The sequence below is a fragment of the Geobacillus sp. ZGt-1 genome (genome assembly GCF_001026865.1).
GTDB lineage: Bacteria > Bacillota > Bacilli > Bacillales > Anoxybacillaceae > Geobacillus > Geobacillus thermoleovorans.
This window is the reverse complement of sequence record NZ_LDPD01000018.1, coordinates 138,800-151,608: the sequence shown is the minus strand read 5'-3', so window position 1 is coordinate 151,608 and position 12,809 is coordinate 138,800. Positions and strand designations below refer to the sequence as shown.

Annotated in this window: 13 protein-coding genes and 1 pseudogene; 12 read left to right on the top strand and 2 right to left on the bottom strand. The window is 54.1% G+C overall.

All coding sequences use genetic code 11. The features are described 5' to 3' along the window. Positions 1-78 precede the first annotated feature (78 nt). The 11 genes and pseudogenes from VU18_RS08115 (at position 79) to VU18_RS08065 (ending at position 11,748) form a co-directional block, all read left to right on the top strand. On the top strand, positions 79-381 hold the full coding sequence (locus VU18_RS08115; RefSeq protein ID WP_021321590.1) for a hypothetical protein: 303 nt from the start codon (positions 79-81) through the stop codon (positions 379-381). A 295-nt stretch (positions 382-676) separates the two neighbouring features. Next, positions 677-1,711: a nitronate monooxygenase gene (locus VU18_RS08110; RefSeq protein WP_021321591.1), complete on the top strand. Its 1,035-nt coding sequence runs from the start codon at positions 677-679 to the stop codon at positions 1,709-1,711. A gap of 75 nt (positions 1,712-1,786) precedes the next feature. After that, positions 1,787-2,974 (top strand): iron-containing alcohol dehydrogenase, encoded by a 1,188-nt coding sequence (locus tag VU18_RS08105; protein WP_021321592.1) that lies wholly within the window; start codon positions 1,787-1,789, stop codon positions 2,972-2,974. Positions 2,975-3,195: 221 nt separating this feature from the next. Continuing rightward, positions 3,196-3,597 carry a thioesterase family protein gene (locus VU18_RS08100; protein WP_011231360.1) on the top strand — a complete coding sequence of 134 codons (402 nt, stop codon included), beginning with the start codon at positions 3,196-3,198 and terminating at the stop codon, positions 3,595-3,597. 18 nt (positions 3,598-3,615) lie between these two features. Then, positions 3,616-4,020, top strand: coding sequence for a DnaA N-terminal domain-containing protein (locus VU18_RS08095; RefSeq protein ID WP_021321593.1), 405 nt, complete (start codon positions 3,616-3,618; stop codon positions 4,018-4,020). A gap of 215 nt (positions 4,021-4,235) precedes the next feature. Then, complete coding sequence (locus VU18_RS21090) at positions 4,236-4,367, top strand: hypothetical protein (RefSeq protein ID WP_255351085.1); 132 nt, start codon at positions 4,236-4,238, stop codon at positions 4,365-4,367. A 19-nt stretch (positions 4,368-4,386) separates the two neighbouring features. Then, on the top strand, positions 4,387-6,813 hold the full coding sequence (gene nirB, locus VU18_RS08085; protein WP_021321595.1) for a nitrite reductase large subunit NirB: 2,427 nt from the start codon (positions 4,387-4,389) through the stop codon (positions 6,811-6,813). Between the two features lie 221 nt (positions 6,814-7,034). Further along, positions 7,035-7,337, top strand: coding sequence for a nitrite reductase small subunit NirD (nirD, locus tag VU18_RS08080; RefSeq protein ID WP_031205849.1), 303 nt, complete (start codon positions 7,035-7,037; stop codon positions 7,335-7,337). Positions 7,338-7,348: 11 nt separating this feature from the next. Next, a pseudogene (locus VU18_RS08075) lies at positions 7,349-9,527 on the top strand (molybdopterin oxidoreductase family protein). Positions 9,528-9,762: 235 nt separating this feature from the next. Continuing rightward, positions 9,763-10,965 (top strand): NarK/NasA family nitrate transporter, encoded by a 1,203-nt coding sequence (locus tag VU18_RS08070; RefSeq protein WP_014195966.1) that lies wholly within the window; start codon positions 9,763-9,765, stop codon positions 10,963-10,965. Between the two features lie 276 nt (positions 10,966-11,241). Continuing rightward, complete coding sequence (locus tag VU18_RS08065) at positions 11,242-11,748, top strand: MarR family winged helix-turn-helix transcriptional regulator (protein WP_014195965.1); 507 nt, start codon at positions 11,242-11,244, stop codon at positions 11,746-11,748. A gap of 81 nt (positions 11,749-11,829) precedes the next feature. On the opposite strand, the gene VU18_RS18350 is transcribed toward VU18_RS08065, so the two are convergent. After that, on the bottom strand, positions 11,830-11,967 hold the full coding sequence (locus VU18_RS18350; protein ID WP_011231352.1) for a hypothetical protein: 138 nt from the start codon (positions 11,965-11,967) through the stop codon (positions 11,830-11,832). Next, positions 11,927-12,142: a Fur-regulated basic protein FbpA gene (locus VU18_RS17350; protein ID WP_014195964.1), complete on the bottom strand. Its 216-nt coding sequence runs from the start codon at positions 12,140-12,142 to the stop codon at positions 11,927-11,929. The genes VU18_RS18350 and VU18_RS17350 overlap by 41 nt, the downstream gene beginning before the upstream one ends. A 180-nt stretch (positions 12,143-12,322) precedes the next feature. Between VU18_RS17350 and VU18_RS08060 the strand changes: the two genes are divergently transcribed. Further along, the gene (locus VU18_RS08060; protein WP_011231350.1) at positions 12,323-12,628 is read left to right on the top strand and encodes a MerR family transcriptional regulator; all 306 of its coding nucleotides are present in this window, start codon (positions 12,323-12,325) and stop codon (positions 12,626-12,628) included. The last annotated feature ends 181 nt before the right edge of the window (positions 12,629-12,809 follow it).

Here is a 12,809-nt window from a genome sequence, read left to right as displayed (position 1 = left end):
TTTTTGTTTGATCAAGCAATAAGGCAGGATGACCCGCCACGTTTGTCGAAAGGAGAACTTGAAAGGTGGAGATGAAACATGGACATTCGAAAAGAATTCGAACATCTTCAATATTTCTTTGACTCGTATTACAATCAGACGTTTTACAATGCTCAATTAGAAGAACAGTTTTTGCGATTTCTAGCGGATGAACCGGAGTGGGTGGTTCGTGCCTTGAAGCTGGAAGTAGAGAAGCTCGAACGCATCCACCATCGCCGCGATACGGAGACATGGGCAAAAATCGAAGAACTTGTTCATGAAAACAGCATGCGCTATTTTTCGTTTGAGGACGGCAAAATGTTTATCGAAGTGGCCAGCCGTTTGTTAAAAGATGTTGAATAAAGCGACCAATGCACAAACAAGCAGCCCGTTTGTTGGACGCCGGGGAACAGCGATTGGACATGGTTCGTGTCCGTCTATTGATCGAACCGCGGATAACATCTGTTTTTTTGATAGCGGATAACATCTGTTTTTTGATAATAGTATTTGAGGTGTGAAACGGACTATGCTGGCCGGGTAGCTGCTGGCATCGTCAGACGCAAAGATTCGTTTGCCAAGGGGCAGGAAATCCCTGCACAAAGCGCGAAAAAAATAGGAGAGGGGCAAAACGGTTTTAGCTGAAAGAAGGGAGATACGTATGTTCTCTACACTTCCCATCCCGATCATTCAAGCGCCGATGGCAGGCGGGGTGTCGACGCCTGAACTGGCCGCGGCGGTGTCGAACGCCGGAGGGCTTGGATTTTTGGCCGGCGGGTACAAGACAGCGGAGGCCATGAAGAAGGAAATTCACGAGCTGCGGACGTTGACGGATCGGCCGTTTGGGGTGAACGTGTTTGTGCCGGGGGACAAAACAGTGGATGAGGAGGCGGTCGAACGGTACCGTGTAGCACTGGCGGCGGAGGCGGAGCGGTTTGGGGCGTCAGTCGGCGAGCCGAAATGGGAGGACGACGACTGGGCGGCGAAGCTTGATGTGCTTCTTCAGGAGCGAGTGCCGGTTGTGAGCTTTACATTTGGTTGCCCGGACAAAGAAGTGATCGCTGCCTTGCAAAAGGCGGGATCGTTTGTGATCGTGACGGTCACGGCGGTGGAGGAAGCTGAAATGGCAGCCGAAGCTGGGGCGAATGCGCTTTGTGTGCAAGGGGAGGAAGCGGGCGGGCATCGGGCGTCGTTTGGCAACGATCCGGAACAAGATGAGGCGCTTGAGTTGTTTCCGCTGCTGGCCCGAGTGCGGGCGGCGGTCCGGGTTCCGCTCGCGGCGGCGGGCGGGATCATGGATGGGCGCGGCATTGCGGCGGCTCTTAAAGCCGGGGCGAGCGCGGTGCAGCTCGGGACGGCGTTTTTGCGCTGCCCGGAAAGCGGGGCGCATCCGCTTCATAAACAGGCGCTTGCCGATCCGCGGTTTGCCGAAACGGCCGTGACGAGGGCGTTTACCGGCCGGCCGGCGCGCGGGCTTGTGAACCGGTTTATGGCGGAGTATCGCGCCTTGGCGCTGGCGGCGTATCCGCATGTGCACCATATGACGAAACCGCTGCGAGCTGCTGCCGCCAAGGCGGGCGACCCGGAGGGAATGTCGCTTTGGGCCGGGACGGGATATCGGCTGGCGCGGGAGCTTCCGGCGGCGGAGCTTGTCGAAGAGCTGAAGAGGGAGCTCGAGGAAGCTTGGCGAGCATAGGAGTTTGGTTATGCGGATGGAAAGAAAACGCGTTCATTCTTCCGAAAAAATGTTGAATAAGGGGGAGAGAAAACCATGACCGCATCCCGCATCGTCTTTCCGCCGCTCAGCTATGTCGGCTGGGGGGCGCTTGGCCAGTTAGTTCCAGAAGTAAAAAGGCTTGGGGCAAAACACGTGTTGGTGATCACCGATCCAGCGCTTGAAAAACTCGGTCTCGTCGAGCAAGTGGCATCTCCGCTCCGGCAAGCAGGGTGCAGCGTGCATGTATATACGGATGTTGTGCCGGAGCCGCCGCTTGAAACGGGGGAGAAGGCGGTGGCGTTTGTCCGCGACGGAGAGTTTGACCTTGTCATCGGCGTCGGCGGCGGCAGCGCGATGGATTTGGCGAAACTGGCCGCTGTTTTGGCCGTGCATGAAGGTTCGGTCGCCGATTATTTAAACTTGACGGGAACGAGAACACTTGAGAAAAAAGGATTGCCGAAAATATTGATTCCGACGACATCAGGCACCGGGTCGGAGGTGACGAACATCTCCGTATTGTCCTTAGAAACGACGAAAGACGTCGTGACGCATGACTATTTGTTGGCGGATGTGGCGATCGTCGACCCGCAACTCACTGTTTCTGTTCCGCCGCGGGTGACAGCGGCGACGGGCATTGATGCGCTTACCCATGCGGTTGAAGCGTACGTGTCGGTCAATGCGAGCCCGACATCGGATGGGTTGGCCATCGCCGCCATGCGCCTGATTTCTCGCTCATTGCGCAAAGCGGTGGAAAACGGAACGGACAAACAGGCGCGCACCGATATGGCGAACGGCAGCTACCTGGCCGGTTTGGCGTTTTTCAACGCCGGGGTGGCCGGCGTGCATGCGCTCGCTTATCCGCTTGGCGGACAGTTTCATATCGCCCATGGCGAATCAAATGCCGTGCTCTTGCCATATGTGATGGGCTACATTCGCCAAAGCTGCACGAAACGAATGGCTGATATCTTAAACGCCCTCGGCGGCAACTCGAGCTTTTTATCAGAGGAGGAGGCGTCGCACCGCTGCGTCGAGGAGCTCGAGCGCCTCGTCGCCGATGTCGGCATTCCGAAGACGCTCGGCGGTTTTGGCATTCCGGAAAGCGCGTTAGAAAGTCTGACGAAGGACGCCGTCCAGCAAAAACGGCTGCTCGCCCGCAGCCCGATGCCGCTTTTGGAAGCCGACATCCGCGCGATTTACCAAGCCGCGTTTGCCGGGACGATCATGGAACCGAACAACAAGTGAGAACACAAAAACAGGGGCTGCTTCAGGCTCCTGTTTTTTCTTTGGCTGTTGGAAATAGGGTCTCGCTCCTCAGGTTGGATCCCCCTTCCGCTCAAGGGGCGACGTTTTTCACGTTTTCTTGATGGTGAAGCAGGAATTTCCACATCGTGGAGCGAACCCATATACATCAGTCGCCTAAATTCGACAAAAGAAGATTCCAGTTTGGTTGAGGGGGAGCGTTTATGTTTACGACTGTCATTACGCCGCGCGTGTCGGAGACGGACGGCGTCGGCCATATTAACAATACGACCGTGCCCGTTTGGTTTGAAGCGGGGCGGCATGAAATTTTCAAGCTGTTTACGCCTGATTTGTCATTCAAACGTTGGCGGATGGTGATCATCCGTATGGAAGTCGATTATGTCAACCAAATGTATTATGGGCAAGATGTGACCGTGTATACCGGCATTGAACGCATCGGCAACACAAGCCTCACGATTTATGAAGAAATCCACCAAAACGGTGTGGTCTGCGCGAAAGGGCGGTCGGTGTATGTCAATTTCAATTTTGACACCGGGCGGCCCGAGCCGATTCCGGATGACATTCGGGCGAAATTGCGCGAACATGTATGGCAGCCAGGCGAGTAGACGAAAGGGGGTGAGTGCGTGAAGGAGCATCATCTTTGGGAGCAAGTGAAAACGAAGCTTGCGCAAAAGCTGTCCGGCCCGTCGTTTGACACTTGGTTTGCTTCGACGTCTGCGACGGTGGATGAGGATTGGCTCATCATCGAATGCCTAAACGAGATTCAATGTGAATGGCTGCAAACAAGATACGGCGAACTCATCAGTGAAACCGTCCGCGAAGTGTTCGGCCGCGAGATGCGCATCTTCGTCTCTGTCCACGGCGAGCGGCAGCGAATCGAAAAGCGGCTCGAACAGCGGAACGGCGTTCCCATGACCTTTCGCCAATATATGACCCAGCTTGAGAAGCAAGTGGATGAGCTTGAGCGGCGCATTGACCACTACGCGCGAATCATTGATGAGCTGCTCGCGTCCCGCCCGATCCACTGATGATCCCCTATGAGCAACCTCCAATAAGAAGCGGCCTCCGCTCGATCATGCGAAGGCCGCTTTTTCGCGCGTGTTTTTATGTAATAAAAAGTTACGCTGATATGATAAATGCGTATATTAAACTGATTTTTTATGCGATTATTCATTATTTTATGTTAAAAATATGTTATATAAGTTTACAAATAAAATGCATACTTCGTTTTTTGCATGATATGATGGGCACAACCAAGGCAAAGGGGGAATGTGAGGGTGATGAAAACAAGAACGGTCGGATTATGGGAGATGCTGGTGATGACGATCCGGCTTTGGCTGCATCGATGACAATAAGAAAGTGGAACAACGTATGAAGTATGGAGGGATGGCGACGTGAAACGAAAACTCGTGTTAATCGGCAACGGCATGGCGGGGGTTCGCTGCATCGAGGAGATTTTAAAACTTGACCGTGAGGCGTTTGAGATCACGATTTTTGGCAGCGAACCGCATCCGAATTATAACCGCATTTTGTTGTCGAAGGTGCTGCAAGGGGATACGTCCATTGATGAGATTACCTTGAACAGTTGGGAATGGTACGAACAAAATGGCATTCGGCTGTTTGCCGGTGAAACGGTGACGGAAGTCGACAGCGAGCGGCGGCTTGTCCGGACCGACCGTGGGCGGGTAGTCGAATACGATGAATTGATTTTCGCGACGGGGTCGAATCCGTTTATCTTGCCGGTGCCGGGAGCGGATTTGCCCGGGGTGACGGCGTTTCGCGACATCCAAGATTGCGAGCGGATGATCGAATATGCGAAGACGTACAAAAAAGCGGCGGTCATCGGCGGCGGCTTGCTTGGATTGGAGGCGGCGCGCGGGTTGCTTCACTTAGGGATGGATGTCGATGTCATCCATATTTTCGACTATTTGATGGAACGCCAGCTTGACCCGACCGCTTCGAAGCTGCTGCAGCGGGAGCTGGAGAAACAAGGGATGAACTTTTTGCTTCGCAAAGAGACGGCCGAATTGTTCGGCAACGGCCGTGTGGAAGGAGTGCGATTTAAGGACGGTACGTCCATTGCCGCCGACTTGGTGGTGATGGCGGTCGGCATTCGTCCGAATGTTGAGTTAGCGCGGAAAAGCGGCATTGAGGTGAATCGAGGAATCGTTGTCAATGACTACTTGGAAACGAGTGTGCCGCACATTTACGCGGTCGGTGAATGCGCGGAACATCGCGGTGTTGTGTATGGACTCGTCGCTCCGCTTTATGAACAGGGGAAAGTGCTGGCACAAGCGATTTGCGGCCGAAAAGGAAAGCCGTACGAAGGATCCGTCGTCTCGACCCAACTGAAAGTGTCAGGCGTCGATGTGTTCTCAGCCGGCGAGTTTATGGACGTTGAGGGCACGGAATCGATCAAGTTGTACGACGAAGCGCGCTCGGTGTACAAGAAAGTCGTCGTTCGCGAAGGGAAAATCGTTGGTGCCGTGCTGTTTGGCGATACGAGCGAAGGAAGAAAACTATTTGATATGATCCAGCGCGGCGATTCGCTTGAGGCGCTTTCTCTTTCGTTATTGACGCCGGCTTCATCGGGAGGAAAAGGAAGCCTTGTGGCGGCGATGGCGGATACCGATGTCGTCTGTGGCTGCAACGGGGTGACAAAAGGCGCGATTTGTCAGGCGATCGCCGAACACGGGCTCAAGACGGTCGCCGAGGTGCGCGACTATACGAACGCGTCCCGCTCATGCGGCGGGTGTAAAGGGCTTGTCGCCGAGCTGCTTGAGCATATGCTCGGTGAAGAAGCGAATCGGTATACGGTGAAAGAAACGATCTGCGGCTGCACGGACCTAAGCCGTGAGGAAGTGCTCGAGGCCATCGAACAAAGACGGTTGATGACGGTCAAAGAAGTCATGAGCGTATTGGGATGGAAAAACGAGGAAGGCTGTTCCAAATGCCGTCCGGCGCTCAATTATTACCTGGGCATGCTTTATCCGGGTGAGTACGATGAAGAAGCGGAATCTTTGTTTGTCAATGAGCGGCTGCACGCCAACATCCAGGCCGATGGCACGTACTCCGTTGTGCCGCGCATATACGGCGGGGTGACGACAGCCGAGCAGCTGCGGAACATCGCCGATGTCGCGGAAAAATACAACGTGCCGATGATTAAGATCACAGGCGGGCAGCGCATCGACTTGCTTGGGGTGAAAAAAGAAGATTTGCCGCGCATTTGGGCCGATCTCGGCATGCCGTCAGGCTACGCCTACGCCAAGGCGCTGCGGACGGTGAAAACGTGCGTCGGCAAGCAGTTTTGCCGCTTTGGCACGCAAGATTCAACCGGGCTTGGCATTCGGATGGAACAAACATTTGAGCGGCTGAAAACGCCGCATAAAGTGAAAATGGCCGTCTCCGCCTGCCCGCGCAACTGCGCGGAATCGGGCATTAAAGATGTCGGCATCGTCGGCGTCGAGGGCGGATGGGAGATTTATGTCGGCGGCAACGGCGGCACCCATTTGCGTGCAGCTGACTTGCTTTGCACGGTCAAGACGGAAGACGAGGTGATCGAGATGACCGGCGCTTTTTTGCAATATTACCGCGAGTCCGCGCATTATTTGGAACGGACGTCCAAATGGGTCGAGCGCGTTGGGCTTGAGCATATCCGCGAAGTGTTGTTCGATGTGGAAACGCGCCGCGCGCTGCTCGAACGGCTTCACAAAGCTCTTTCGGCGACAAAAGATCCGTGGCGGGAAATCGTCGAAAACGAGAGACTGCAACAAATGTTGTTCCGCGATATCGGCGACAAAGAGCCGGTGCCGGTGGAATGAAGGGGGATGGCGGCGGGCGGAAAAAGTCGATGTTCCGCCGCCTGGATTGATCATGGGTTAGGATCAATGCTGGAACGAAGAGAGGGAAATGATGGCCATCGTCCAGTCGGAAACGAGGTTTTCGTTTGCGGAGAGCCGATTTTACGTTGTTGTTCATGAAAGTTTGTAAAGGAATGGTCAAACAGGATCAGACATCGATGCAGGAGGAGGACGAAGAGAGGATGAAGGTGGAAGTGGGAACATTGGAACAGCTGCCGAAGCGGCTCGGAAAATGCGTGCGGGTTGGGAATCGTGAGCTGGCGTTGTTCCGGACGGGTGACGATCAAGTATTTGCCGTTGAAAACCGCTGTCCGCATAAAGGAGGTGATCTGTCGCAAGGCATTGTCAGCGGCGAGTATGTGTTTTGTCCGCTTCATGATTGGAAAATTTGCTTAAGAGACGGTCAGGCGCAGGCGCCGGATGAAGGGTGTGTCAAAACGTACCGCGCGGCGGTGAAAGACGGCTTGGTATATGTCGAGCTGTAGGAAGCGGGGGAATGGCGATGACGAATGAATTGCTGCGCTACTTTCGCGCCAAGGAAAAAGAACGGGCGTCGGAAACGGCCGCCGCGACGCAATGTCCGTTTTGCAGCGTCCAGTGCACGCTTCAGCTGGTGGAGGAGCGGATTGTAGAGCGGCGCCGCTACAAGGCGGTCCCGACCGACAACCCGACGTCCAACGGCCGCCTTTGTTTAAAGGGGATGAACGCCCACCAGCACGCTTTGCATCCCGAGCGGCTGTTGGTTCCGCTTGCGAAAGTGGACGGCCGGTTTGTGCGGGTAAGTTGGGAGGAGGCGCTTTCGCTGATCGCGGAACGAATCATCTCCATTCAGAAGGAAGATGGAGTTGATGCGTTTGCCGTTTACGGCGGCGGATCCTTGACGAACGAGGAGGCGTATTTGCTTGGAAAATTTGCCCGCGTGGCGCTCAAGACGCGGCACATCGACTACAACGGACGCTTTTGCATGTCGGCAGCCGCAGCGGCCATGAACGACGCATTCGGTCTTGACCGCGGGTTGACGAATCCACTGTCCGATATTCCGCTCGCTCAGACGATCATTTTGGCTGGGACCAATATCGCCGAATGCCAGCCGACGTTGATGCCGTATTTTTATGAAGCGAAGAAAAACGGCGCTTTTATCATCGTGGTGGATCCGCGGGAAACGAAAACGGCGGCGTTGGCGGATCTGCACCTGCCGCTCAAGCCCGGAACGGATGCGGCGCTGGCCGTCGGCATCGGGAAAGTGCTGCTTGACGAAGGATATATCGATGAAGCGTTTGTGCGCGAGCGGACGGTTGGGTTTGCCGAATGGAAACAGCACATAGAAGCAGTGGAGATGGATGAGATCGTCCGGCTGACTGACGTGCCGGAAGAGAAGATTCGCTTGGCGGCGCGAAAGTACGGGGAGGCGGCCGATGCGATCGTGCTCACGGCGCGCGGCTTGGAGCAGCAGGCGGACGGCTATGCGGCGGTCAGACACTGGATGAATGTCGTATTGGCGACAGGGAAAATCGGCCGTCCCGGTTCGGGTTTTGGATCGATCACTGGGCAAGGAAACGGACAAGGCGGCCGCGAGCATGGACAAAAAGCTGATCAGCTGCCGGGCTATCGAAGCATTGAGCATCCGGAACACCGCCGGTATATTGCGAACATATGGGGCATTTCGCCGGATGAGCTGCCGCGAAAGGGAGTGTCAGCGTATGAAATGATGCAAAAAATCGGTGCGGGCGAGATTACCGGGCTGTTGGTCATGGGATCGAATCCCGTCGTCTCCAGCCCGAACGCGGCGTTTGTTGCCAAAGCGTTGCAAAAACTGAAGTTTCTTGTCGTTGCGGATATGTTTTTGTCGGAAACAGCCGAGCTGGCGGATCTCGTGTTGCCTGTTTCCTCGTATTTGGAAGATGAAGGGACGGTGACGAACGTCGAAGGGCGGGTATGCTTTCGGCCAGCGGCTTATGCTTTCGGCCAGCGGCTMGGAAGCGTCCTGGGGGAGGTGAAACATGATTGGAGAAATTTTATGCGCGATCGCACACAAGCTTCACAAGCTTGGCAAGGGCCGCTGCTTTTCCTTTACGTCAGCCGAAGAGATTTTCAACGAACTGCGGCTGGCGAGCCGCGGCGGCAAAGCGGACTATTATGGTGTGACGTATGAGCGGCTTCGGCGCGAACGTGTCTACTGGCCTTGCCCCGATGCACATCATCCTGGGACTCCTCGACTGTTTACGGAACGGTTTGCTCATCCGGACGGCAAGGCTCGGTTTGCGGTTTTGCCGTTTCGGCCGGAGAAAGAGGAGACGGATGAATGGTATCCGCTTTATTTAACGACCGGACGGGTGCTTGCTCATTATTTGAGCGGAACGCAAACGCGGCGGAGCCCGGCGCTTTCGGCGCGGCAGCCGGAGGCGACCGTCGAGATCCACCCGAGGACAGCCAAACGATACGGGATCGGCCCAGGGATGCTTGTGCGCATTGAAACGCGGCGCGGTGCGGCGGTCGTCCGCAGCCGTTACAATGACCAAATTCGCGAGGATACCATTTTTGTCCCATTCCACTGGAGCGGCCTTGGGCAAATCAACAACGTCACGTCCGATGAGCTCGATCCGCATTGCCGGATGCCGGCGTTTAAGCGGTGCGCAGCTCGGGTGCGGCCGGTTGTTGATTTAGGGAGAAATTAGCCATCAAGATTCAAACATCGTTCTGCCTCTCATCAGCAGTTGGAAACCGCACTCATCAAGGTTCGCGAGCGGGGAACGCTATGGTGATGGGTCTAGTCAATCGCCGAATTTTTCAATGAATCACGAATGCAGAAAAAAAACTTCCCAGCAATACGGCGGGAAGTAGGTGGAGAAATCGCTTTCATTTCCATTTTAACATAACAAACACTCTGTGCCAAGGGGGAGTCGGGGGAAGATGGCGAGGAAATCGTTTTGGCGCGTCGGGCATGCGCCGACGCTATTGTCGTCGTTTCTCTATTTTGATATTAGTTTCATGATTTGGAACTTGCTTGGTGCGCTCGGGGTGTTTGTCGCTGAACAGTTTGCGCTCACGCCGGCGGAAAAAGGGATGATGGTCGCCATTCCCGTGTTGGGCGGGGCGCTGCTTCGCATTCCGATGGGGATGCTCGCCGACCGCTGGGGCGGGAAGCGGGCTGGTCTGCTTGGCATGGCGGTGACAGCTGTGCCGCTTGTGTGGGGGTGGCAGTTCGCTGACCGGATGTCGGATGTGTATGCGCTCGGATTTTTATTAGGGGTGGGCGGAGCCAGCTTTGCCGTTGCGTTGCCGCTTGCGAGCCGCTGGTATCCGAAAGAATATCAAGGGCTGGCCATGGGGATCGCTGGGGCCGGAAACAGCGGGACGGTGCTGGCAACGCTGTTTGGCCCGCGGCTGGCGGAGGCGTATGGGTGGAACGCGGTGTTCGGATTGGCGCTCGTCCCGCTAGTTGTTGTCTTTTTTCTATTCGCTTGGCTGGCGCGTGAATGTCCAACAGCGGTGAAACCCGTTTCGTTGCGTGAATACGGAGCCGTTCTCCGTCGAAAAGAAGCATGGCTGTTTTGTTTCTTCTACAGCTTGTCATTCGGCGGATTTGTCGGGCTGACGGGATACTTAGGCATTTTCTTCTTTGATGAATACGGCGTCAGTAAAGTCACGGCCGGCGATTTCGTCACCGCCGTCGTGTTTGCGGGCAGTTTCATCCGCCCGATTGGCGGCTATCTCGCCGACCGGATCGGCGGAATGCGGCTTCTTTCCTTGTTGTTTGCCGCTGGGACTTTGTTGCTGGCTTGCATCGGTACATTGCCGTCTCTTTTCGTCCTGTTCGGATTGATGGTTGCTCTTTTCCTTTGTTTTGGCGCGGCGAACGGTGCTTTGTTCCAAGTCGTTCCAACCTGGTTTCCGAAAGAAGTCGGTTTGTTGACGGGCATCATTGGCGCCGCTGGCGGACTGGGAGGGTTTTTGCTGCCGAACGTGCTCGGGGTGATGAAGCAGTGGACCGGCTCTTCGGCGTATGGGTTTTGGATGCTTGCTTTCGTTTTCGCGATCGCGGTGATGGCTGCTCGTCGCCTTCAAGGGACGACGGTTACGATCGAACATTTCTCTCAAAAAGCAGCAGAATGAATGGGGCAACCCAAAGAGGCGCTGCAAACTTTCAAAGGAAATCGTTTGATTGAACGAAAAAACTGGTGGAAAACAGTCCTTTCTTTAGGTTGACAAAGAGGGGGCGGTTTTGCGACGTCCACCCTTATCACTGATTTCGGAAGGCTCTCGCCTCTGTAAGGAAACAGGCGGAGCCTTCTTCATCATCTTCCTTCAGAAAGCCTCCAACGGGTTTCAGACGAAGAGGGAGATCGATATAATAGGGAGAAGGAGGCAGGTGTCCAACCTTGAAAAGAAATGGAGGAAGAAATCGTGTCAAACGATCATGCGCTGCGTTTAGACCATCAGCTTTGTTTTGCCATTTATGCTTGTTCTCGTGAATTGACGAAGTTATATCGTCCTTTTCTTGAAGAAATAGGGATTACATATCCGCAATATCTCGTTTTGCTCGTGTTGTGGGAACAAGGGGAGACAACGATGAAAGAGCTTGGAAAACGATTGTATTTGGATTCTGGCACACTGACGCCAATGTTGAAAAGAATGGAGGAGAATGGTCTCGTTCAACGGTTGAGATCGCCAGAAGACGAACGGGTTGTGCGCATTGTTTTAACAGAACAGGGCGAGAAAATCAAACAAAAGGCACAATGCATACCAGAAGAAATTGTCAAACGAGTAGGGCTTTCCAATCAAGAGTGGAGCGAATTGTTGATGTTGCTGCGGTCGTTGCTTGTGCGGCTGAATGATGAACAACATTCTTCTTGGTCAAATGTGCCCGTACTCCAAAGCTGTCCGCGGCAATATTGATGTAACCCTGTCTATTGAAGAATGATGATGAGAAAAGGTGCCCGTGAAGAAATTCAGGGCACTTTCTCATTTGCGATCGTTTTACAATCGATTTTGCAAAAATCGAAGCAGTTCATCTGCTCGGTTGCCGATGAGCGCGATCAGTTGCTCAAACATCGCATCGCGCTCCAGATCGAGCTCAATGATGCGCTTGGCCAGTTCGAGCGCTTGTTTGTCCATGGCGGCGTCCTCCTTCGATCGTCTGGGCGGGGTGGAATCGTTCGTATTCGCGTCGCAGTTCGGCCATTGTCCATTCTTCAAGCCGATCACGGTCAGCGGCTAAGCCGAACCGTACGAGCTGTTCAATATAAAATTGCTTTTTCTTCCGCACGGCGCTTCTCATCCATGTCCCCATTCGATTCCCTCCCTGTTTTTACCTTTACCATACTATCTTTTTCTTCAGTGTACAGCAAATGTGTTAAGCTCATTTACAGGAAATTTAAAAAATATGTTAATTTTATTTACAAAAGTTAACGAGCTAACATCATTTTTTGTATAATTACGTTAGAAAATATAACGCATTGAGGTGAGGAGTATGACAGCTCATCCGCAAGAAGATCACTACAAATACAAAAAAGTCATTTCGATCGGGGTTGTCAGCGAACTGACCGGGCTGTCGCAACGGCAAATTCGTTATTACGAGGAACGGAAGCTTGTGTTCCCTGACCGTTCGAAAGGCATCCGCAAATATTCGTTCGCCGATGTGGAGCAGTTGATGAAAATCGCCAATCAGCGCGAAGAAGGGGTATCGACTTGGGAAATCCGTCAAGAGATGACCAAAGAGCTGCGCGAGCGGATGTTGAAAGGGCAAATGAATGCGCATTTTCGGAGGCGTTCCTAGGGGCGCGGGCAGATTCGAATTTTGGATGCATCCCCTGCTTGGAAGCAAAGCATGCGGAAAACCGCCTGGCCGTGTGCCAACAGGACGTAAACACAGCGGCGTTTGTCCAATCGTAAGAGCATAGTTGTTTGGCGCGCACAGAGATTCGTGCGTGCTTTTTTGTGTGCGCCCGGCATGGGTG